This is a genomic window from Vibrio sp. 2-2(8) (assembly GCF_963888495.1).
In the GTDB taxonomy this organism is placed as follows: Bacteria; Pseudomonadota; Gammaproteobacteria; order Enterobacterales; family Vibrionaceae; genus Vibrio; species Vibrio anguillarum.
This window is the reverse complement of the sequence record NZ_CAWPJM010000055.1, coordinates 70,104-93,204: the sequence shown is the minus strand read 5'-3', so window position 1 is coordinate 93,204 and position 23,101 is coordinate 70,104. Positions and strand designations below refer to the sequence as shown.

Sequence of the window (23,101 nt, the reverse complement as noted above, 5' to 3'; positions counted from 1 at the left end):
AATGAGGCCCACATTATTGGTGGGCCTTTTCTTATTATTTATTGGCATAGAGTAATTGGCTATAGCGTTCTAGCTTCCCAAGCCTAATTTGAGCATTGGCGATAAAGGTGGTTTTTGCTTGGCCCGTTAGGGATTTAGATTGCGGTAAAGAGACTGTTCTTGGGTTTTTGTGTACACCGTTGACCAAAAATTCATAGTGGAGATGAGGGCCGGTGACTCTTCCTGTCCCTCCTAAAGTACCAATCGTTTGTCCTTGCTTGACTCGTTGACCCGTTTTGACCATACGTCGTTGTAAGTGTAGGTATTTGGTAATGTAGGTGTTGCTGTGACGAATAAACACATAATTACCATTAAATTGGTTGTAACTTGATTTCTCAACCACACCATCGCCGGCGGCCCAAATTGGGGTACCAACTGGCGCGGCATAATCGGTTCCTCTGTGTGCGGTGACTTTTCCTGTGACGGGGTGGCGACGCACAGGATTGAAATTCGATGTCACGCGACGAAAATCGATCGGCGAGCGTAAAAAGGCCTTTTTCATGGCCCGGCCATTTTCGTCATAGTAATTGCCTGTTGCATCGTCCAATATTGCTGTGAACGTCGTACCTTGGTTGGTAAAGGCGGCGGCAATGATATTTCCGCGGCCAATTACCTCACCTTCCACCACCTTTTCTTGGAATAGCAGCTTAAATTGGTCACCTTCACGAATATCTAACGCAAAATCCACATCCCAACCAAATATACCCGCTAACTCCATGATTTGGTTTGCTGTTAAACCCGCGCTTATCCCCGCATTCCAAAAATTTGAAGTAATGATCGCTTCGGCATAGTTGTACTGGAACATCAGCTCTTTTTTATCAAACTCAGAAGTAAAGCCATCGCCCGATTTAGTGATACGAAAGGTTTCAAAGGCGCTAATAATGCGATTGAGTTGAACAAGTTCATTATTTTCATCAAAGCCAAATTGCAGCTCATCTCCTGGCTTAAGTCGTGAAAGCTGGCTGTCAATATCACGATTTGTTGCCGTGAGTTGATAGAGTAAGCGAGCCGAAAGCCCAATTCGCTGAAATAATACGGCGGCACTTTCACCCGATTTAACTTGATAAGTTTCCCAACGCAGCATGGTGGAAGGCGAGATAGATATTCCCGGAGAGAGTGCTTCTGCGTTAATGGTTAATGGATAATGGCGACCAATTTCTAGACGATTTGGATCCTGAGCGAGATCTTCAGGGTTTGGTAGAAATAGCAGCGCGAAAACCATGAGTGCGCTTAAAAAGGCGATGAGGATTCGATGCACCCAAGGGAGACGAGCGAAAATTGAAAGCATATTTAGGTTCGTTTAGTAAATTATAAAGAAATTAGCCGGTTCGTTAGTCTAACTGGTTTCAAAAAGCATCGCTATTCAAGTAAGATGTTCAACTATTAAATTTTGCCAAATCTGTAGGAGTGAACAAGAATGGCGAGTATTGAAGCGGCTTTAGCTGAAATTAAACGCGGCGTTGAAGAGCTAATCCCAGAAGATGAATTGATCGCGAAACTGAAAGAAAACCGTCCACTGCGCATTAAATTAGGTGCTGATCCAACGGCTCCAGATATCCATCTTGGACATACGGTGATCCTCAATAAATTACGTGCATTTCAAGATTTGGGCCATGAAGTCACCTTTTTGATTGGTGATTTCACGGGTATGGTTGGTGACCCAAGCGGTAAAAATACCACGCGTCCACCGCTCACTCGTGACGATGTTTTGCGTAATGCTGAAACCTATAAGACACAAGTGTTTAAGATTCTTGATCCGGCTAAAACGAAAATTCAGTTTAACTCTGAATGGTTGTCTCTATTGGGTGCGGAAGGCATGATCCGTCTTGCATCGAACCAAACAGTGGCACGCATGCTAGAGCGCGATGATTTCAAAAAGCGCTACGCTAATGGTCAGCCTATTGCCATTCATGAATTCATGTATCCACTCCTACAGGGTTATGATTCAGTCGCAATGGAGACAGATGTTGAGCTTGGCGGTACTGACCAAAAATTCAACCTATTGATGGGCCGTGAACTGCAAAAAGCACATGGTCAAAAACCACAAGTTGTCTTGATGATGCCACTGCTTGTTGGTTTGGATGGCGAGAAAAAAATGTCCAAATCAGCGCACAACTACATTGGTGTCAGTGAATCGCCAAGTGAAATGTTTGGCAAAATCATGTCGATCTCTGACACATTAATGTGGAGCTACTACGAGCTGCTTTCTTTCCGTCCATTGGAAGAAGTCGCACAGTTCAAAGCTGATGTTGAAAATGGCACGAACCCACGCGATCTTAAAATCTTGTTGGCGAAAGAGATCATTGCACGTTTTCACTCTAAAGAAGAGGCGGATGCGGCTGAGCAAGAGTTCATCAACCGCTTCCAAAAAGGTGCGATGCCAGAAGAGATGCCAGAATTTGAATTTGCAGCGGGTATTGCTATCACTAACCTGCTCAAAGAGGCGGGTTTAGTGGCTTCAACGTCTGATGCGATGCGAATGATCAAGCAAGGCGGTGCCAAACAAGATGGCGAAAAAATCGACGACAGCAAAAATGTACCAGCCGCGGGGACTTATGTTTACCAAGTCGGCAAGCGTAAGTTCGCACGAGTTACTGTAAAGTAAAAATCACAGTAAAGTGAACCGTCTATTCATCAAAGCGCCTAAGGGCGCTTTTTTGCTGGGCCTGATCTTGGCATATTAAAATCTTCAATCTGAATGGTATGGTTGGGTATGTGTGAAATTGGAACGCATTGGATGCAAAGATCAGAGTGTATTTCGCCAAAGGCTTTGGTACAATTTGCGCACTGCTAATTGAGCAGTACTTTCGGAGATTTTTATGAACAATACCGACCATCCCCCTAGTATGAAGGGAGAAAAATAACCGCTTTCGGTATTGGCGATCTTCGCTCCTACCTTCAGTGGTAGGGCTTATCTTTTCTGATTTACACCTCTCGATTTTTCTCCTGCTCTCTAGTTTGAGATGAAAACTTATCTGTGAATTACATTGATGAACAATGACGTCATTGCTCACCAATATATTGCATTTGGGTATCATTTCGATGGTCGTTACCTTTGCCAATCGGGAGATTCGCCATGACGGTAATGAGCAACATTTATATTGAAAATTCACCTAACTTTTCTTTGGAAGAGATTGGTGCGGCTCGTAATGCATTTTTGCAGTACGAACAGCAAAAACAGGTACATTTATTGGCAGTGATGCCTATCGAAGAGGCAGTAGCGATTTTACGTCACTGTACTATTGGTTATGTTCAGCAACTACTCAGTGAATTAGATAAAGGGGGCTATGACATTCGCGCTCGCCATTACGCTAACCAATTGGGGTTTATTTACTCAGAAGTTGAAACGGCACAAAGCTATTTAACCACTAGCGTGATTGAACATGTGAAGCAGCGTATTGGCTGGATTATTGTATTGGCACTACTTGGTATCGTATCCGGGCTGATTATTACCCAGTATGAAGATACATTGAGTCAGCTTGTGCTCTTAGCTGTGTATATGCCTGTTATTGCCGCTGCAGGTGGGAATACTGGCTCGCAAGCTGCGACGTTAGTCGTGCGCGCGTTGGCGGTTGGTGAATTACGCAAACGTCAATGGTTGCGTGTATTGTGGAAGGAGTGCCGTGTTGCGGTTTGCCTTGCGTTGGCTATCTCTGCGGTGATGGTGGCTCGCATTATGTTGTTTAGTGATGCCAACTCAACCGGAGGCTTTCCACTAGAAAACATTGCGTTTGCAATTGCGGTTGCGCTCTTTATCCAAGTCACCATTTCAACGACGATTGGCGGTTTATTACCCATTGCTGCGCGCGTTTTTAACTTAGATCCTGCGGTATTAGTTAGCCCTGTACTGGCTTCTATCGTCGATATTTCGGGTATGTGGATCTACTTTAACGTGGTGAACTATTCATTAGGACTGAGCTGACTGAACTTAACGACATCTTCAAAGAAGAGCGTCTCAAATTGAGCAATCGGGGCGGTAACACTAGTGTTATCGCCTTGATCTTGCGGATAATAATCAGTGATGAATTGAACAAATAACGTACTCGGTTTTCCTTGTTTATCTAAACCGAAGCCCGCCATGTTATGCGTTCCATAAAGCGAACCACTTTTGGCAATCAGCTGCCCTTGTATAGCTTGGCCACGCATACTACGTCGGTACTGTAAGGTACCGGATTCACCTGCTTTAGGCATGATATCAATAAGCTTAAGGGTTTGATTATTAATCCAAATGTAATTCAGCACATCCACCATATTTTGTACTGACAGGCGGTTGTTACGTGATAAACCCGAACCATCAGCCAACTGAGCTTGTGCCAAGTTGATGCCTGTTCGAGAAAAAAGGATCTGCTTGATCGCCTCGGTGCCATTACTAAAACTGCCGGGTTGAATAAAAAAATGCTGGCCAAGTGTTTTGGTTAAACTGTCAGCAATCAAATTGTCAGACTCTTTAAGCATCATTTCTAACAACGGGTACAGTGGCATAGATTGATGTGTTGCTATCAATGAATCCTTTTCTATGCTCAGTTCATCTTGCTTTACACCCAGCTTAACCTCGCCTAGCAATTCAATGCCCACTTGTTTGAGTTGCTTATAAATCATACGTGTGGCGTATAAGTTTGGGTCTTGCACGGCAAACTTTAGTGGCAGAGGTTGTGCTCGCTCGGCCAAACAGCCGTCGAGCTGGTAATGGTTCTGCTCTGAAGTACGCAGTTCTAAATCACAGCGAGCGCTCTCTTGTTCAGTCTTAGTAACACTTCTTGCGTAGCTGGTCACGTGAATGGGATAGTGATCAGGCACATAAACCCGAGTTTTCCCGTTCGGCTGCGTATAAATAGAGGCTTGCACACAATTACCATCCAGAGTGATTGCACTTGATGGGGCGCTATAGCATACCCCCAGAATATCCCAAGGTGATCCAACCGCGCGGTCGTAACCTGAAAAGGCTGAATTATCTAACCAAAGGTTGCCTTTTATTTGTGAGATGCCCTGTTTTTTTAGCTCGCTGAGTAGCTGCTTCATATCTTGGCTGGTTAACGTAGGGTCGCCAGAGAAGTGAATAACAATGTCATCGCCATGTTGAGTTAGCTGAGTCGTGAAGCGAAATTGTTCGCCAAGCTCTAGCGTGGCGGCAAGCGCGGTGAGCATTTTTAAAGTGCTGGCAGGAGGGAAAAGCGCTTGCATGTTATTAGTATCTTGAAAAACCTGTTCAGTGGCTAAAGAGTGAACGAATAAACCCACCCGAGTACCTTGTGGCAGTGTTTGCAAAGGCGTATACGCCAAAGTCGATAAAGGAAAGAAGAACGAGAGGATGAATAAAAAAGCACTGCGGTTTAATAAGAGCATAACACGGCATTTCAGGGCGGAGTGTGCATACAGTATAGCGAGATAAAAAAACGCCTGCTAGCAAGCAGGCGTTTTAAATCTATGACATTAAGCCAAGAATTAGAAGTCGTAACGTAGACCTAGTGCTAGTTCGTCTTCAGATTTAGCTTTACCTACTTTGTCTGAATCAAGTAGGTTGAAGTTGTAAGAGATGTACGAACGGAAGTTAGGTTTGAAGAAGTAAGTTGCATCAACTGCAAAGTTATCAGCTTCATCTTTTTTAGCGCCAGAATTTTTAGACTCTAGGTAGTTGTAAGTAGAAGTGAATACAGCTTGACCCATAGTGTATTTTGCTGCTAGCTCATAACCAGTTTTATCTGTTTTGCTATTTGCTGCTTTGTCTTGACCATCAACAAAAGTACCAGCGAAGTAGAAATCAGAGATAGCGTAAGACGCTGCTAGCATATATTGATCAGAAGACGCATTCGCTGCTGTATCTTGATCTGCGTAACCCGCACCTAGCTTAACGCCAGTGTCGCCGATTGCGTAGATAGCTGATAGAGAGTAGCCATCTGCATTGTTGTCTGTGATTGCAGACGTGCTTTCTTGACGGTCAGCAAAACGGTAGCTTGCTTTAACGCCTAGATCAGCAAATTGACCTTTATAAGCAACCATGTTGTCTACGCGGTCTGCTACAGCGATTTTATACGCTGCTGAGTTGCCGTGGTAAGACATGATATCAGTAAAGTCAGTGATAACACCTAGCGCGCCGTCATTTTTACCGTAAGTTACTTCACCGAAGTTACCGCCGATACCAGCATAAGTATAACGGTTGTCTAGGCTGTCGTTAGTTTTGTTTGTGCCTTGGTCGTTAGTAGTGAATTCACCTTCGTAGAAACCAACACCGTATAGGCTGTCGTTGATCGCTACTTTACCTAGAAAGTTTAGACGCACGCGTGATTCATCTTTCGCTTTGCCATCTTTAAGAGAAAGACGTGCTTCTGCGCGGCCGCCCATTTCTAGAGATGTACCGTCTTGGTTGTATAGCTCACCAGCATTTACACCAGTTACTACTGCAGCAGCTGATACTGCTAAAGCAATCAGAGTTTTGTTCATCTTATTAGTCCTAATTTACTGTCCATAAATATTTTTATTTGCGACGTCTATATCGTCCTTCGAGTGCTTTTGAACATTGAGTTGCATAGGTTGGGTTTTGTAAACCTTCACTAACGTACAACCAAACGTTACTAGCATTTCGTGTTCTACTTTTTACTCTTAAGTTCCGAAATTAGTTAGTAAAATGATATAAAACAGGTTTATGAACACCGTTTTATTTCGTATAAATAAATATCAAGTCTTTGTTTTTTATTTGTTTTATTGGTTTTTATCAACTGGTCCGAATAGTTTGTTTTTTATTTTTTTTTAGTGAGGTGGGTCGGTTTTTTGTGCGAAAACATTCGTGAAAATGAGCTTTGTGTCTGTTTTTTATCACTTTCCCCTAAACTCATTCACAGAAACCTGACAGGGGTCACGTGTGATTTAAGATGATTTAGTCACGAAGTTTGATTACACTGATTAGCAACTATGTTAATCCATGTACTACCTAACCTTTGTTGTGTTGGGTAGTTTTGTTTTGCCCAAATACGAATTTTGGCATTAGAGGTATAAAATGGAAAAAGTTCCAATGACAGTTCGTGGTGAACAATTGCTGCGCGAAGAGTTAGATAGGCTGCTAAAATTACGTCCACAAATTACCCAAGCTATTGCAACCGCACGTGAACTTGGCGACCTAAAAGAAAATGCGGAATATCACGCTGCTCGAGAAGAGCAAGGTATTTGTGAGGCTCAAATTCGTGATATTGAATATAAGCTATCTGTTGCTCAGGTGATCGATATCACTAAAATGGAAAATACAGGCAAAGTGATTTTTGGTTCAACAGTAACATTGATTGACAGTGATACTGATGAAGTGAAACGCTACCAGATTGTGGGTGAAGATGAAGCTGAGATTAAATCTGGGCGCATTTCTGTCAGCTCACCGATTGCCCGCGGTTTGATCGGTAAAATGGAAGGTGATGAGGTGATTATCGCCACTCCTGGTGGTGATAAAGATTTCGAAATCGATAAAGTTGAATACCTCTAATTCATTTCAACAACAATCAAAAAGGTCGCAGTGTGCGACCTTTTTTTGTCTGTATCCATCAGAGTCAGAGCGTCGATAACGCGACTGATTACTTACGAGGGATCTCGATTTTACGTTGCTCGGTTTGACGAAATAGTACGAGAATCTTACCAATGGTTTGTACTTTTTCTGCGCCAGTCTCACGCACGATAGCATCGATAATCAACTGCTTAGTTTCGCGATCTTCTGATGCTACTTTCACTTTGATCAGTTCGTGGTGGTTGAGGGCAATCTCGATTTCCGCTAGAACAGCCTCAGTGAGTCCATTCGCGCCCATCAGTACAACAGGTTTCAAACTGTGTGCTAGGCCTTTAAGGTGCTGCTTTTGTTTGGTGCTTAGGTTCATTATGCGGCCAATTTTATTTAATATAAGGGTTGAAAAAAGCTATTTTAACGCCATCTATCCCTGAAGACTATATTTTCTACCATACTTTCTTGGATGGAAACATTTCAGTTAGGAATCGAATGAGTAAACAGAAGCATTCGGCCAGCTCTAGTCGCTGGTTGAAAGAACATTTTGATGATAAATACGTGAATGAAGCCAAAAAGAGAGGTTATCGTTCGCGTGCTATTTTCAAAATAGAAGAGATTCAAAATAAAGATAAACTGCTTAGGCCAGGAATGACTGTTGTGGATTTAGGGGCGGCTCCCGGTGGGTGGTCTCAATATTCAGCGGGTATCGTCGGTGATAAAGGCCGAGTGATCGCGTGTGATATTTTGCCGATGGATCCTATTGTTGGCGTTGCTTTCTTACAAGGCGATTTTCGTGAAGAGGCCGTACTGGAAGCACTATTAGATCGTATACAGCCTGATATGGTTGATGTAGTGATGTCAGACATGGCACCTAACATCGCCGGAAATAATTCGGTTGATCAGCCAAGGGCAATGTATTTGGTTGAACTAGCTCTAGATATGTGTCGACAAGTTCTTACTCCAAATGGTAGTTTTGTGGTCAAGGTTTTTCAGGGAGAAGGCTTTGATGATTATGTCAAAGAAGTTCGAAACCTGTTTAAAGTCGTGAAAATAAGAAAACCAGACTCTTCGCGAGCTCGCTCAAGAGAAGTCTTTGTTGTAGCCACTGGTTACAAAGGTTAACGTTTTTGCTGTACAAGGCATAAGTTAACATATGGCTACAGGTTACAAACTGTAGTACCCTACCTTTAATTACAATTAGTTATCGCGAGGCTTACACCTTGAGTGATATGGCAAAAAATTTAATTCTGTGGCTAGTTATAGCTGTCGTTTTAATGTCGGTATTCCAGAGCTTTGGCCCTGGTGATAGTAACGGCAAAGCAGTGGATTACACCACGTTCGTACAGGAAGTTGGCCAAGGCCAGATTCAAGAAGCTCAATTTAACAATAGTGAAATTTCCTTTACTCGTAGAGGCGGTGGTACTCGCTATGTAACTTACATGCCCGTGTACGATCAAAAACTGCTTGATGATTTGATTAATCAAAACGTTAAAGTACAAGGTACACCACCAGAAGAGCAAAGTTTGCTCGGGACCATTTTTATCTCTTGGTTCCCCATGATCCTACTGATCGGTGTTTGGATATTCTTCATGCGTCAAATGCAAGGTGGCGGTGGCAAAGGTGCCATGTCATTTGGTAAGAGCAAAGCTCGTATGATGAGTGAAGAGCAAATCAAAACCACGTTCGGTGATGTGGCTGGTTGTGACGAAGCGAAAGAAGATGTGAAAGAGCTTGTGGATTACTTGCGTGATCCGAGTCGCTTCCAAAAACTGGGTGGGAAAATTCCAACGGGTGTTTTGATGGTTGGTCCTCCTGGTACAGGTAAAACATTACTGGCAAAAGCAATTGCTGGTGAGGCAAAAGTACCGTTCTTCACTATATCTGGTTCTGATTTCGTTGAAATGTTTGTCGGTGTCGGTGCATCTCGTGTACGTGACATGTTCGAGCAAGCGAAAAAGGCTTCACCTTGTATCATCTTTATTGATGAGATTGATGCGGTAGGTCGCCAACGTGGTGCGGGTGTCGGCGGCGGTCACGATGAACGTGAGCAGACTTTAAACCAAATGTTGGTTGAAATGGATGGTTTTGAAGGCAATGAAGGCGTTATCGTCATTGCGGCAACTAACCGTCCAGACGTTTTAGACCCAGCACTGCTGCGTCCGGGGCGTTTTGACCGTCAAGTGGTGGTCGGTTTACCTGATGTTCGCGGTCGTGAACAGATCTTGAAAGTTCATATGCGTAAAGTACCTTTAGCTGGTGATGTTGAACCTTCATTGATTGCTCGCGGAACACCGGGTTTCTCTGGTGCCGATTTGGCGAACTTAGTGAACGAGGCCGCGTTATTCTCTGCTCGCGGTAACAAACGCAATGTTTCAATGGTTGAGTTTGAGTTAGCAAAAGACAAAATCATGATGGGTGCTGAACGTCGTTCGATGGTGATGTCTGAAGAAACTAAAGCATCAACAGCTTATCATGAAGCAGGACACGCCATTGTTGGTCGTTTGGTGCCTGAACATGACCCTGTTTATAAAGTATCGATTATTCCACGTGGTCGAGCTTTAGGTGTAACGATGTACTTGCCTGAACAAGACAGAGTTAGCATGTCGAAGCTGCATCTTGAGTCTATGATTTCAAGCTTGTATGGCGGTCGTTTAGCGGAAGAGTTAATTTACGGCCCAGAAAACGTTTCAACTGGTGCATCAAACGATATCGAACGCGCGACAGCCATTGCTCGTAAAATGGTTACGCAATGGGGCTTTTCGGAAAAACTTGGCCCATTGTTGTATGCAGAAGATGAAGGTGAAGTCTTCTTAGGGCGCAGCGTGACTCAAACTAAGCATGTGTCTGAAGATACTGCTAAGTTGATTGATGACGAAGTTCGTAAAATTATTGACCGCAACTATGATCGTGCGCGTAAAATCCTTGAAGAAAATATGGATATTATGCATGCAATGAAAGATGCGTTGATGAAATACGAAACGATTGATGCAGGCCAAATTGATGACTTAATGGAGCGTAAAACCGAGATTCGCGAACCTGCAGGTTGGGCTGATCAAGCCAAAGCTCAAGCAGAAAAAGCGGAAGCGGAAAAAGCTCAAGAGCCAAAAGTAGAGCCAGCAGCAGAAGACGAAGTAGCCACTGAGTCCTCAGAAAAGAAAGATGCTGAGTAATCGTTAATATTCAAATTAAACCCCGAGCTTTCTCGGGGTTTTTGTGTTTTAGAGCAAAATGAAGATTCAAACCCCAACAAAGACACTTATCCTCGATCGTCCTCATGTCATGGGTATCTTGAACATGACTCCGGATTCATTTTCCGATGGTGGAAAATTTAACGCGCTAGATTTGGCACTAGAGCATGCCGATACAATGATTACCGCAGGTGTCAGCATTATTGATATTGGAGGGGAGTCAACTCGGCCGGGGGCTCCAGAAGTGACTCTCGATGACGAATTATCTCGTGTTATTCCTATTATTAAAGCTATTCGTGCAAAGTATGACGTCTGGATTTCAATTGACACCAGTAAAGCTGAAGTGATGCGTCAGGCGGTTGAGGCTGGTGCTGACTTGATTAATGATGTTCGTGCACTGCAAGAGCCGGGGGCATTAGAGGTTGCGGCTAAAGCACAAGTGCCTGTCTGTATCATGCATATGCAAGGCCAGCCACGAACGATGCAAACCAGCCCACATTATCAAGATGTGTTAGCGGATGTTAAGCTCTTTCTAGAAGATCGAGTCGCAGCGTGCGAGCGCGCAGGGATCGCGCGTGCAAATATTATCCTCGACCCCGGTTTTGGATTTGGCAAAACCATTGAGCATAATTATTATCTGCTTGCACATCTAGACGTATTTCATCAACTAGGTTTGCCGATATTGGCTGGGATGTCCCGTAAGTCAATGATTTTTAAACTACTCAATAAAAAACCAGCTGAATGTATGGTGGCGAGCGTTACCTGTGCAGCTGTAGCTGCAATGAAAGGTGCACAGATTATTCGTGTCCATGATGTGAACGAAACCATTGAAGCAATGAAAATAGTACAAACCATTATTCAAAATAGTTAACAATAATAATTAAGGAAAAATCATGTCTGACAAAAGACGTTACTTTGGTACAGATGGTGTCCGCGGTAAAGTTGGACAGTATCCTATCACTCCCGATTTCGTATTAAAACTTGGCTGGGCGGCTGGACGTGTATTGGCAAAACAAGGCACGAAAAAAGTCATTATTGGTAAAGATACGCGTATTTCAGGTTACATGCTTGAGTCGGCTCTAGAAGCGGGCTTAGCCGCTGCAGGATTAAAGGCGATTTTTACCGGACCTATGCCGACGCCAGCTGTTGCTTACCTGACTCAAACCTTTCGTGCAGAAGCGGGGATCGTTATCTCAGCGTCGCATAACCCTTATTACGATAACGGCATCAAATTCTTCTCATCCGAAGGGACTAAATTACCTGATGAAATTGAATTGGAGATCGAAGCTGAATTGGATAAACCGATTGAGTGTGTCGAGTCTGCCGAACTTGGTAAGGCTTCACGTATGGTCGACGCTGCAGGGCGGTATATCGAGTTTTGTAAAAGTACCTTTCCATCGCAATGGAATTTATCAAAGCTGAAAATCGTCGTTGACTGTGCTCATGGTGCCACCTATCACATCGCTCCTAATGTCTTTAAGGAACTTGGCGCTGAAGTGATAGCAATGGGGGTTGAGCCAGATGGTCTGAATATTAATGACGAAGTTGGAGCAACGGATGTCCGTGCGTTGCAACAGCGCGTTGTGGCAGAAAAAGCAGATTTAGGGCTGGCATTTGATGGTGATGGCGATCGCTTAATTATGGTTGATGAGCTTGGCAATAAAGTGGATGGAGATCAAATTGCCTATATCATCGCCCGTGATGCCCTGAGACGTGGAGAATTAAAAGGTGGTGTTGTTGGAACGCTAATGACAAACCTTGGTATGGAAAACGGCTTAAAGCAGTTAGGTATCCCTTTTGTGCGAGCGGCGGTTGGTGACCGTTATGTGATGGAAAAATTGCTGGCAAAAGGTTGGAAAATTGGCGCAGAAAATTCAGGGCACATCATACTGCTAGACAAAGTGACTACGGGTGATGCGATTGTTGCGGCGTTGCAAGTTCTTGCTTCCGTTGTGGGCAGTGAAATGTCGCTCAATGAACTGGCTAAAGGCATGACGCTTTACCCGCAGGTTTTAGAAAACGTACGTTTTAGTGGTGATTCCAACCCATTAGAAGCCGAAGCGGTAAAAGCGGCAGTAGCTGCCGTAGAAGCGGAACTTGGTAGCCAAGGTCGAGTGCTCTTGCGTAAATCAGGTACTGAACCTTTATTGCGCGTGATGGTGGAAGGGGAAGATGCTGAGCTAGTAAAAAATTCAGCATTAAAGATAGCGCAAGCGGTTAAAGATAATTGCTAACCAGACAAATAATATGAGTTAACCTAGGATTTCATGACCGTAATTTGGCTTGAAATCTTATGGTTAGCTGTACACATAGGGTGTTGTTGCCCTTTTTTTAACCGCTTGAAGCATAAACTCCATTTTTTTATAAAATACTCCTTGTCAGCATGGGATGCATTCGTTAGTATTGCGTCCGCCTTCGTTGAGGAGGTCGCTAGCCTTGTTCAAGTCAGTTGATAAGAACGGCGCTGGCTCAACTATTTGGAACATAGGTGGAAGTAATGTTTACAGTTCTACTTGTGATTTACCTGTTGGCAGCGCTTGGTATCATTGGCCTAGTGTTAATTCAACAAGGTAAAGGCGCAGATATGGGAGCCTCTTTCGGTGCTGGCGCGTCAAACACTGTGTTTGGTGCTAGTGGCTCAGGAAATTTCCTAACCCGAATGACTGCAATTTTTGCAACCGTATTCTTCATTCTTAGTTTGGCATTGGGCAATTTGTCTACGCATAAAACTGAATCACAATGGATTGACCCAACTAAAGGTCAAGTGATTGAGCAAACTACGGATACAGCGAGTGACGTTCCAGTAAAATCTGGTGACGAAATCCCGCAATAACTTATCTTAGATAAGTACAAATAATTGCCGAGATGGTGAAATTGGTAGACACACTAGCATGAGGTGCTAGCGCCTTAGGTGTGAGGGTTCGAGTCCCTCTCTCGGCACCATTATTTACAAACTTGTAAATCACTTGATAGAGCGTATAATGCTCGCAAGTCGGACGCGGGGTGGAGCAGCTTGGTAGCTCGTCGGGCTCATAACCCGAAGGTCGTCGGTTCAAATCCGGCCCCCGCAACCAATTCTTTTTGGGTTTTGGATGCAAGTTTGTGCAGTGTCAACCTCACTGCAATTGAGAATTTAGATTCTCAATCATCAGGGTCCAGCAACAAAAAACCCCGACTAATCGGGGTTTTTTGTTATCTGAGTTTCTCAAGTATGAGATTTTCAGATAGTTGCTTGGAATTTAAATTGGGCTCTGTGCCCTTTTTTTGTTTCTGGAGTGGTTTAAATGACTGGTTTAGAAAGACAACTTACTGAAATGCTTGACGCTCCAGTAGCTGCATCAGGTTATGAGTTAGTTGGATTAGAATTTATTCGTGCCGGAGAGCACTCAACATTACGCATCTATATTGATCATGAAAACGGTATTAACGTTGATGATTGCGCAGAAGTGAGCCATCAAGTGAGTGCTGTGCTCGATGTTGAAGATCCAATTTCTGTGGCTTACAACCTAGAAGTTTCTTCACCAGGTTTAGAGAGACCACTTTTTAAAGCAGCGCATTATGAACAGTTTATTGGTCACGAAGTCAGCATCGTTTTGAAAATGGGTGTCGGCAACCGTCGCAAATGGAAAGGAATTATCCATTCTATTGATGGCGAAACCGTTGCAATTAGCGTTGATGGGAAAGAAGAACTATTTGCGCTAAGCAATATTTCTAAAGCTAACCTGATCCCTAAATTTTAGTTCTCCTAGAGAAAAGAGCTTAAGAGGCTAGATTAAATGAGTAAAGAAATTTTAGCGGTAGTTGAGGCGGTTTCGAACGAGAAGGCCGTACCTCGTGAGCGTATTTTTGAGGCGCTTGAAACTGCGCTTGCCACATCAACAAAGAAGAAACATGAAATTGAAGTCGATGTACGTGTTGCTATCGACCGTAAAACGGGTGAGTTTGAAACTTTTCGCCGTTGGTTAATCGTTGAAAATGTTGAACATCCAACAAAAGAAATTTCATACGATGCAGCTAAATACGACGACGAAACAGCTGAACTTGGTCAATATATTGAAGATCAAATTGAATCAGTGACCTTTGACCGTATTACAACACAAACAGCAAAACAAGTTATCGTACAAAAAGTGCGTGAAGCTGAACGTGCGCAAATCGTCGAACAGTTTATTGATAACGAAGGTGAGTTGGTTACTGGCGTTGTTAAGAAAGTAAACCGTGATTCGGTTATTCTGGATTTAGGTAATAACGCTGAAGCGGTTATTTTACGTGATGACCAGCTACCGCGTGAAAACTTTCGTCCAGGTGACCGAGTTCGTGGTCTGCTATATGCTGTACGCCCTGAAGCGCGCGGATTCCAACTCTTCATTACTCGTTCAAAACCAGAAATGCTCGCTGAGCTATTCCGTGTAGAAGTGCCAGAAATCGGTGAAGAGCTGATTGAATTGAAAGCCGCGGCTCGTGATCCGGGTTCGCGTGCGAAAATTGCAGTCAAAACCAATGACAAACGCATTGACCCTGTGGGCGCGTGTGTCGGTATGCGTGGAGCACGTGTTCAAGCCGTATCGAGTGAGCTCGGCGGTGAGCGCATTGATATCGTTCTTTGGGATGATAACCCAGCTCAATTTGTTATCAATGCAATGGCACCAGCAGATGTTGCATCGATCATCATGGATGAAGATACGCACTCAATTGATATTGCTGTTGAAGCGGATAACCTAGCGCAAGCAATTGGTCGTAATGGTCAAAACGTACGTCTCGCTTCTCAACTGACTGGTTGGGAATTGAATGTTATGACGGTTGCTGATCTACAGAAAAAACATCAAGAAGAATCGATGGCTTCTATTGAAAACTTCATGAAGTACCTCGATATCGAGCAAGACTTCGCTGAGTTATTGGTTGAAGAAGGCTTCTCAACGCTTGAAGAAGTGGCTTATGTGCCAGTTGCTGAGCTACTTGAAGTTGACGGCCTAGATGAAGATATCATCGAAGCATTGCGTACTCGCGCGAAGAATGCGTTGACCACGATTGCGCTAGCACAAGAAGAGTCTTTTGAAGGGCTAGAGCCAGCAGAAGATCTGCTCGCACTAGAAGGTTTAGAGCGTGAAATGGCCTTTAAACTCGCAGCGAAAGGCATAGTCACATTAGAAGATCTTGCTGACCAAGGTATTGATGACCTCGAAAATATTGAAGGTCTAACAGAAGAGCGTGCCGGTCAATTGATCATGGCAGCGCGCAATATTTGTTGGTTTAGCGAAGAAGAATAATTCTCAGCAAGGGGAGAGAGCGGCATGACACAACTTACAGTTAAAGCACTGAGTGAAGAAATTGGTACGCCAGTTGACCGCTTGTTAGAACAACTTGCTGATGCAGGCATGAACAAAACGAGTTCTGATAACGTTTCTGATGATGAAAAGCATAAGCTACTGTCACATCTTAGAAAAGAGCACGGTGATACCACTGGTGACTCAGAGCCGACTCGTTTGACGTTGCAGCGAAAAACACGCAGCACATTGAGCGTCAATGCCGGCGGCGGCAAAAGTAAGAATGTTCAAGTTGAAGTGCGTAAAAAACGTACCTACGTTAAGCGCAGTGCAGTAGACGATGAAGCAACACGTGAAGCGGAAGAAGCCGCGCAACGTGAAGCACAAGAATTAGCAGCGCGTGAAGCACAAGCAAAAGCAGAGCGCGAAGCCGAAGAAAAAGCAAAGCGTGAAGCCGAAGAAAAAGCGAAGCGTGAGGCACAAGAGAAAGCGAAGGTTGAAGCACAAACGAATGCAACAGCTAACGCGGATGAGAAAGCAAAACGTTCTGCAGTGAAACCAGAACTTTCTGCTGAAAATAAAATGAAGCAAGAAGCAGCGCGAAAAGAAGCCGAAGAGCTTAAACGTCGTCAAGAAGCCGAAGCATTACGTAAAGCTGAAGAGGAAAGTCAGCGCCAGCTAGAAATAGCACGTGAATTGGCTGAGAAGAATAAAGAGCGTTGGTCTGCTGAAGAAGAGAAAAAGGGTAGTATGGAAGAAAATACAGATTACCATGTTACGACTTCAACGTATGCACGTGAAGCCGAAGATGAAGCAGATCGCCGTGAAGAAGGTGCTAGCCGTAAATCTACGAAAGCTAATAAGAGCAAAATCTCATCTCAGGATGATAAGCAAGAGCGCGGTACGCGCCGAGGCAAAGCTCGTAAAGGTCGTATGGCTAAACCTGCATCGATGCAACATGGTTTTGATAAAACAGCGGTTGTCGCTAAGCAAGATGTTGTGATCGGTGAAACGATTGTTCTTTCTGAACTGGCAAACAAAATGTCAGTGAAAGCAACTGAAGTTATCAAAGTGATGATGAAGATGGGCGCAATGGCAACCATCAACCAAGTGATCGACCAAGAAACCGCGCAATTAGTCGCTGAAGAAATGGGTCATAAAGTTCTCATCCGCAAAGAGAATGAACTGGAAGAAGCGATCCTTTCTGACCGTGATAACAAGTTTGAAGCAGTGCCTCGTGCGCCAGTTGTGACCATCATGGGTCACGTTGACCACGGTAAGACATCAACACTTGATTACATCCGTCGCACACACGTTGCATCAGGCGAGGCCGGTGGTATTACTCAGCACATTGGTGCTTACCACGTTGAAACACCAAACGGTATGATCACCTTCCTTGATACTCCTGGACACGCTGCGTTTACTTCAATGCGTGCTCGTGGTGCTCAAGCGACAGATATCGTTGTATTGGTTGTTGCAGCAGATGATGGCGTGATGCCACAAACGGTTGAAGCGATTCAACATGCGAAAGCGGCGAATGTGCCACTTATCGTTGCAGTGAACAAAATCGATAAAGATGGTGCGAACCCAGATGGCGTGAAAAATGAGCTTGCTCAACACAACATCATTCCTGAAGAGTGGGGCGGTGAGAACATGTTTGTTCACATCTCTGCGAAACAGGGAACTAATATTGATGGCCTACTAGAAGCTATCCTACTTCAAGCTGAAGTTCTTGAGCTTCATGCTGTTAAAGATGGTATGGCGTCTGGTGTGGTGGTTGAATCTCGTCTTGATAAAGGCCGTGGCCCTGTAGCAACCGTTCTTGTTCAATCAGGAACACTACGCAAAGGCGACATCGTACTGTGTGGTCAAGAATATGGCCGTGTTCGTGCGATGCGCGACGAAACTGGTAACGAAGTTACGGAAGCGGGCCCATCAATTCCTGTTGAAATTCTAGGTTTGTCTGGTGTTCCAGCTGCCGGTGATGAAGCAACAGTAGTTCGTGATGAGCGTAAAGCACGTGAAGTGGCAAATTATCGTCAAGGTAAATTCCGTGATGTGAAGCTTGCACGTCAGCAGAAATCTAAGCTTGAAAACATGTTCTCTAACATGACAGCGGGCGAAGTGGCTGAATTGAACGTGGTACTAAAAGCAGACGTTCAAGGTTCGGTTGAAGCCATTGCTGATTCACTGCGTAACCTTTCAACTGATGAAGTGAAAGTGAACATCGTGGGTTCTGGTGTGGGTGGTATCACAGAAACTGACGCAGTACTTGCAGCAGCTTCTAACGCTATCGTGCTTGGCTTTAACGTTCGAGCTGATGCATCAGCTCGTCGTACTATCGAATCTGAAAACTTAGACCTACGTTACTACTCAATCATTTACCAATTGATTGATGAAGTAAAAGCGGCCATGAGCGGCATGCTAGCACCAGAGTTTAAGCAAGAGATCATTGGTCTTGCTCAGGTTCGTGAAGTATTCAAATCACCTAAACTAGGCGCAGTTGCTGGTTGTATGGTGACTGAAGGCGTTATAAAACGTAATAGCCCTATCCGTGTTCTACGTGATAACGTGGTTATCTACGAAGGTGAGCTTGAGTCGCTACGTCGCTTTAAAGATGACGTGCAAGAAGTGAAGAATGGCTATGAATGTGGTATCGGCGTTAAGAACTACAATGATGTTCGCGTTGGTGACCAAATTGAAGTCTTCGAAACAGTGGAAATTAAACGTACACTGGATTAATTGACTGACGTTGCTGTATTGAAATAGACAGTAATCGGTTGTTGAATACACCATGGGGGGCTGGGTTGAACCATCCCCCCATTCTTTCTATATGTGAGAAAAGATATGTCAAAAGAATTTAGCCGCACGCAGCGCGTATCCCAACAGCTGCAAAAAGAACTCGCCATGATCATACAACGTGAAGTCCGCGACTCACGCTTAGGTATGGTGACTATTTCAGAAGTCGAAGTGTCACGTGACCTTGCTTATGCAAAAGTGTTTGTGACGTTTCTATGCGTTGGTGAGCAGACCCCAGAAAGCTGCTTAGCTGCGTTAAAAGAGCATGAAGTTCATATCCGCATGATGCTTGGCAAACGTATTCGCTTACGTTTGACACCAGAAATTCGCTTCACTTATGACAATACTTTGGTTGAAGGTATGCGCATGTCCAACTTGGTGACTGAAGTGGTCAGCAATGATAAGCGCAGACAGAAAGATGCAGGACGTGAAGATGAAGCGTCTGCAGAAGAAGGGAATGAATAGATGGCTCGTCGTCGTAAAGGTCGCCCAATCAACGGGGTAATTTTACTGGATAAGCCAACGGGTATCTCCTCGAATGATGCCTTACAAAAAGTAAAACGTATTTATTTTGCAGAAAAAGCCGGACACACTGGCGCGCTCGATCCCTTGGCAACAGGAATGTTGCCTATTTGCCTTGGTGAAGCGACAAAATTCTCTCAGTTTTTACTTGATTCAGATAAGCGTTATCGAGTCATTGCAAAACTGGGTGAGCGAACCAATACCTCTGATTCAGACGGAGAGGTAGTGGAAACACGCCCTGTCAATGTGCAATTAAATACCCTGCGAGAGTGCATCGAGCGTTTTCGTGGTGAAACCGACCAAATTCCGTCAATGTTTTCTGCACTGAAATATCAAGGCCGTCCTCTATATGAATACGCTCGTGAAGGCATTGATATTCCGCGCGAATCTCGAAAAATCACTGTCTATGATATTGAATTGATTCGTTTCGAAGGTGATGAAGTTGAAATGGATGTGCACTGTTCGAAAGGCACGTATATCCGCACTATCGTGGATGACTTAGGTGAAATGCTTGGTTGTGGCGCACATGTGACCATGCTGCGTCGTACTGCGGTCGCGAAGTACCCATATGAGAAGATGGTGACTTTAGAGCAACTTGATGCATTGCTGCAACAGGCGCTGCGTGATGATGTCGCACCGAAAAATGTGTTGGACTCGTTATTGATGCCAATGGACAGTGCGGTGCAAGATTTGCCGGAAGTTAACCTTATTCCTGAGTTGGCAGACATGGTACAACATGGCCAACCAGTGCAAGTGTTGGGTGTGCCACTTGATGGCACAGTGCGCATGACCATGGGTGAAGAGAAACTCTTTATCGGTGTGGGTGAAATTGACCAAGATGGTCGTGTTGCGCCTAAGCGATTGGTCGTTTTTAGAGACGAAGAGTCGCTTTAAATAGCTATTGCTTAACGTTGGGGATTTCCCTATAATCCCGGCTTCGCGTAGCGGCTGAATCAGAGATTGGCTGCTACACCTTTAAACTTACTCTTATTAGGAGAGCATTATGTCTCTGAATGCAGAAACTAAAGCGGCAATCGTTGCTGAATACGCACGTGGCGAAGGCGACACTGGTTCACCAGAAGTACAAGTAGCACTACTAACTGCTTCTATCAACCACCTACAAGGTCACTTCAAAACTCACAAAGGCGATCACCACAGCCGTCGTGGTCTACTACGTATGGTTTCAAGCCGTCGTAAGCTTCTAGACTACCTAAAAGGTAAAGATTTAGGTCGTTACCAAGACCTAATCAAACGTCTTGAGCTACGTCGCTAAGATCAGTTTGTTCAGAAAAGGGGCTTTTAGCCCCTTTTTTGTTATCTAAATTTGGCACAATCTCTCCTAAGTCGCTATACTACCCGCCGTTAAAGTCTGTTGTATGTACTTTAACGCTTCATACTCATAGCATTACAGTCACCGAAGTCGGCCAGCAGGTCGCGGCTATTAAAAGTAGCGTTCAGATACCAGTGGGAGCGGCAAGCCCAACGCTTTGTTTCCCGTGATATAGAGCCTATTTTTACTAGTCGCGATTCGTAATGTCTTGAGTGTTATTTCATTCAATCTAGAGGCAACTCTAGAGCAAGGATAAACAATGTTTGATAAACCAGTAGTGAAATCATTCCAATACGGTAATCATACCGTCACTCTAGAAACCGGCGTTATCGCACGCCAAGCTACATCGGCCGTTATGGTCACTATGAACGATACCGCGGTATTCGTTTCTGTTGTTGGTAAAAAAGAAGCAGTAGAAGGTCAAGACTTCTTCCCTCTTACTGTTAACTACCAAGAGCGTACTTACGCAGCGGGTAAAATTCCAGGTGGCTTCTTCAAGCGTGAAGGTCGTCCATCAGAAGGCGAAACTTTGACTGCGCGTCTGATTGACCGCCCAATTCGTCCTCTTTTCCCTAATGCATTTAAAAATGAAGTTCAAGTCATCGCGACAGTGATGTCTGTAAACCCAGACGTTCAACCTGACATCGTAACTATGATTGGTACTTCAGCAGCACTTGCTATCTCTGGTATTCCATTCAATGGTCCTATTGGCGCGGCGCGCGTGGGTCACATTGATGGTCAATTAGTGCTTAACCCAAGCATGACCGAGCTTGCTGTATCTCGTCTTGATCTTGTGGTTGCAGGTACAGACAACGCGGTACTGATGGTTGAGTCAGAAGCGGATAACCTAACTGAAGAAGAAATGCTAGCAGCGGTTGTTTACGGCCACGACCAACAACAAGCTGTGATTAAAGCGATCAATGAATTTGCTGCTGAAGTTGCCACTCCAGCTTGGGATTGGGTTGCTCCTCAAGAGAACACAGTACTTAACAGCAAGATCGCTGAACTAGCAGAAGCTAAGCTTGTTGAAGCTTACAAAATCACTGAAAAAATGGCTCGTTACGACCGTATTCATGAAATTGCTGCTGAAGTAAACAAAGTAATTCTTGCTGAAGATCCTGAAGCAAATGCGAAAGAAATCCACACTATCTTCCACGATCTAGAGAAGACGGTTGTACGTCGTAGCATTATTGCTGGCAACCCACGTATTGACGGTCGTGAAAAAGACATGGTTCGTGCGCTAGACGTACGCACTGGTATTCTTCCTCGTACTCACGGTTCTGCACTATTTACTCGTGGTGAAACTCAGGCAATCGTAACCGCTACTCTTGGTACTCAGCGTGATGCTCAAATCATCGATGAGCTAACAGGTGAGCGTAAAGATAACTTCCTACTACACTACAACTTCCCTCCATACTGTGTGGGCGAAACTGGTTTTGTAGGCTCTCCTAAGCGTCGTGAAATCGGCCACGGTAAACTGGCTAAGCGTGGTATCGCTGCCGTTATGCCTTCAGTGGAAGAGTTCCCATACACAGTTCGTGTAGTATCAGAAATCACAGAATCTAACGGTTCATCTTCAATGGCTTCGGTATGTGGTACTTCTCTTGCTCTGATGGATGCAGGTGTACCTATCAAGTCTTCAGTTGCAGGTATTGCAATGGGTCTTGTTAAAGAAGGCGATGATTTCGTTGTTCTTTCTGACATTCTTGGTGATGAAGATCACCTAGGTGACATGGACTTTAAAGTAGCGGGTACTAACCAAGGTATCACTGCACTGCAAATGGACATTAAGATCGAAGGTATCACCAAAGAGATCATGCAAATTGCGCTAAACCAAGCACAAGGTGCACGTAAGCATATCCTTTCTGTGATGGATCAAGCGATCTCTGGTGCTCGTGCTGAGATTTCTGAATTTGCACCACGCATTTACACCATGAAGATCAGCTCTGAGAAAATCAAAGACGTGATCGGTAAAGGTGGTGCTGTGATCCGTGCTCTAACTGAAGAGACGGGCACAACCATCGAAATCGAAGATGACGGCACAATCAAGATTGCAGCAACCGATAGCGCTCAAGCTAAAGAAGCGATTCGTCGCATTGAAGAGATCACGGCTGAAGTTGAAGTCGGCGCTATCTATACTGGTAAGGTCGCTCGTCTGGCTGATTTTGGCGCGTTCGTTAACATTCTTCCTGGTAAAGATGGTCTGGTACACATTTCTCAAATCGCGGATCAACGCATCGAGAAAGTGTCTGATTACTTGAAAGAAGGCCAAGAAGTTCAAGTTAAAGTACTTGAAATCGACCGCCAAGGCCGTGTTCGTCTAAGCATGAAAGAAGCGGTAGAGAAACCAGCTGAAGAAGTTGTTGCAGCACCAACGGCTGAATAAGGCCACTTTAAGCTTGAGAAGCACGGCGCTTTAGTCGCCTTTTCAACATAAAGCATGATATAAAGGGAGCGTTATTCGCTCCCTTTTTCATGCCTAGAT

19 protein-coding genes and 2 tRNA genes are annotated in these 23,101 nt (G+C 44.4%); 17 read left to right on the top strand and 4 right to left on the bottom strand.

The window, feature by feature from the left end; translation table 11 throughout:
• Positions 1 to 34: 34 nt before the first annotated feature.
• Positions 35 to 1,327 carry a peptidoglycan DD-metalloendopeptidase family protein gene (locus AACV12_RS17875; RefSeq protein ID WP_017048386.1) on the bottom strand — a complete coding sequence of 431 codons (1,293 nt, stop codon included), beginning with the start codon at positions 1,325 to 1,327 and terminating at the stop codon, positions 35 to 37.
• A gap of 129 nt (positions 1,328 to 1,456) precedes the next feature.
• Here AACV12_RS17875 and tyrS point away from each other — a divergent pair, with 129 nt between their 5' ends.
• Complete coding sequence (tyrS, locus tag AACV12_RS17870; RefSeq protein ID WP_013857629.1) at positions 1,457 to 2,644, top strand: tyrosine--tRNA ligase; 1,188 nt, start codon at positions 1,457 to 1,459, stop codon at positions 2,642 to 2,644.
• Positions 2,645 to 3,115: 471 nt separating this feature from the next.
• Positions 3,116 to 3,961: a magnesium transporter gene (locus AACV12_RS17865; protein WP_026027515.1), complete on the top strand. Its 846-nt coding sequence runs from the start codon at positions 3,116 to 3,118 to the stop codon at positions 3,959 to 3,961.
• On the opposite strand, the gene dacB is transcribed toward AACV12_RS17865, so the two are convergent.
• Together dacB and ompU are read right to left on the bottom strand one after the other, a co-directional pair.
• Positions 3,940 to 5,382, bottom strand: coding sequence for a serine-type D-Ala-D-Ala carboxypeptidase (gene dacB / locus AACV12_RS17860; RefSeq protein WP_170901136.1), 1,443 nt, complete (start codon positions 5,380 to 5,382; stop codon positions 3,940 to 3,942). The two genes, AACV12_RS17865 and dacB, sit on opposite strands and share 22 nt — an antisense overlap.
• Before the next feature lie 99 nt (positions 5,383 to 5,481).
• Positions 5,482 to 6,477, bottom strand: coding sequence for a porin OmpU (gene ompU, locus AACV12_RS17855; protein ID WP_170901134.1), 996 nt, complete (start codon positions 6,475 to 6,477; stop codon positions 5,482 to 5,484).
• A 553-nt stretch (positions 6,478 to 7,030) separates the two neighbouring features.
• Here ompU and greA point away from each other — a divergent pair.
• Positions 7,031 to 7,504 carry a transcription elongation factor GreA gene (gene greA / locus AACV12_RS17850; protein ID WP_013857625.1) on the top strand — a complete coding sequence of 158 codons (474 nt, stop codon included), beginning with the start codon at positions 7,031 to 7,033 and terminating at the stop codon, positions 7,502 to 7,504.
• Between the two features lie 88 nt (positions 7,505 to 7,592).
• Here greA and yhbY read toward each other — a convergent pair whose 3' ends face one another.
• Positions 7,593 to 7,889: a ribosome assembly RNA-binding protein YhbY gene (yhbY, locus tag AACV12_RS17845; protein WP_010318529.1), complete on the bottom strand. Its 297-nt coding sequence runs from the start codon at positions 7,887 to 7,889 to the stop codon at positions 7,593 to 7,595.
• Positions 7,890 to 8,008: 119 nt separating this feature from the next.
• Here yhbY and rlmE point away from each other — a divergent pair, with 119 nt between their 5' ends.
• The 14 genes from rlmE to pnp all read left to right on the top strand — a co-directional run bounded on the left by rlmE (position 8,009) and on the right by pnp (position 23,002).
• Positions 8,009 to 8,638, top strand: coding sequence for a 23S rRNA (uridine(2552)-2'-O)-methyltransferase RlmE (gene rlmE, locus AACV12_RS17840; protein ID WP_010318530.1), 630 nt, complete (start codon positions 8,009 to 8,011; stop codon positions 8,636 to 8,638).
• 98 nt (positions 8,639 to 8,736) lie between these two features.
• The gene (gene ftsH / locus AACV12_RS17835; protein ID WP_017049783.1) at positions 8,737 to 10,686 is read left to right on the top strand and encodes an ATP-dependent zinc metalloprotease FtsH; all 1,950 of its coding nucleotides are present in this window, start codon (positions 8,737 to 8,739) and stop codon (positions 10,684 to 10,686) included.
• Positions 10,687 to 10,744: 58 nt separating this feature from the next.
• Positions 10,745 to 11,575, top strand: a complete 831-nt coding sequence (gene folP / locus AACV12_RS17830) for a dihydropteroate synthase (RefSeq protein WP_170901132.1) — start codon at positions 10,745 to 10,747, stop codon at positions 11,573 to 11,575.
• A gap of 22 nt (positions 11,576 to 11,597) precedes the next feature.
• A complete protein-coding gene (glmM, locus tag AACV12_RS17825) occupies positions 11,598 to 12,938 on the top strand; it encodes a phosphoglucosamine mutase (RefSeq protein WP_017045391.1) in 1,341 nt (446 codons plus the stop codon).
• Positions 12,939 to 13,201: 263 nt separating this feature from the next.
• Complete coding sequence (gene secG, locus AACV12_RS17820; protein ID WP_010318534.1) at positions 13,202 to 13,537, top strand: preprotein translocase subunit SecG; 336 nt, start codon at positions 13,202 to 13,204, stop codon at positions 13,535 to 13,537.
• A 26-nt stretch (positions 13,538 to 13,563) separates the two neighbouring features.
• Positions 13,564 to 13,647 (top strand) — tRNA-Leu (locus AACV12_RS17815).
• 54 nt (positions 13,648 to 13,701) lie between these two features.
• Positions 13,702 to 13,778 (top strand) — tRNA-Met (locus AACV12_RS17810).
• Positions 13,779 to 13,988: 210 nt separating this feature from the next.
• The gene (gene rimP / locus AACV12_RS17805; protein ID WP_013857619.1) at positions 13,989 to 14,444 is read left to right on the top strand and encodes a ribosome maturation factor RimP; all 456 of its coding nucleotides are present in this window, start codon (positions 13,989 to 13,991) and stop codon (positions 14,442 to 14,444) included.
• A gap of 36 nt (positions 14,445 to 14,480) precedes the next feature.
• On the top strand, positions 14,481 to 15,968 hold the full coding sequence (gene nusA / locus AACV12_RS17800; RefSeq protein ID WP_013857618.1) for a transcription termination factor NusA: 1,488 nt from the start codon (positions 14,481 to 14,483) through the stop codon (positions 15,966 to 15,968).
• 24 nt (positions 15,969 to 15,992) lie between these two features.
• Positions 15,993 to 18,707: a translation initiation factor IF-2 gene (gene infB / locus AACV12_RS17795; protein WP_017043248.1), complete on the top strand. Its 2,715-nt coding sequence runs from the start codon at positions 15,993 to 15,995 to the stop codon at positions 18,705 to 18,707.
• 105 nt (positions 18,708 to 18,812) lie between these two features.
• Positions 18,813 to 19,229, top strand: a complete 417-nt coding sequence (gene rbfA / locus AACV12_RS17790; RefSeq protein ID WP_026028089.1) for a 30S ribosome-binding factor RbfA — start codon at positions 18,813 to 18,815, stop codon at positions 19,227 to 19,229.
• Positions 19,230 to 20,180 (top strand): tRNA pseudouridine(55) synthase TruB, encoded by a 951-nt coding sequence (truB, locus tag AACV12_RS17785; protein ID WP_013857615.1) that lies wholly within the window; start codon positions 19,230 to 19,232, stop codon positions 20,178 to 20,180. It begins immediately after the preceding gene.
• A gap of 109 nt (positions 20,181 to 20,289) precedes the next feature.
• Positions 20,290 to 20,559, top strand: coding sequence for a 30S ribosomal protein S15 (gene rpsO, locus AACV12_RS17780; RefSeq protein ID WP_010318921.1), 270 nt, complete (start codon positions 20,290 to 20,292; stop codon positions 20,557 to 20,559).
• A 316-nt stretch (positions 20,560 to 20,875) separates the two neighbouring features.
• Complete coding sequence (pnp, locus tag AACV12_RS17775; RefSeq protein WP_010318920.1) at positions 20,876 to 23,002, top strand: polyribonucleotide nucleotidyltransferase; 2,127 nt, start codon at positions 20,876 to 20,878, stop codon at positions 23,000 to 23,002.
• Positions 23,003 to 23,101: the final 99 nt, after the last annotated feature.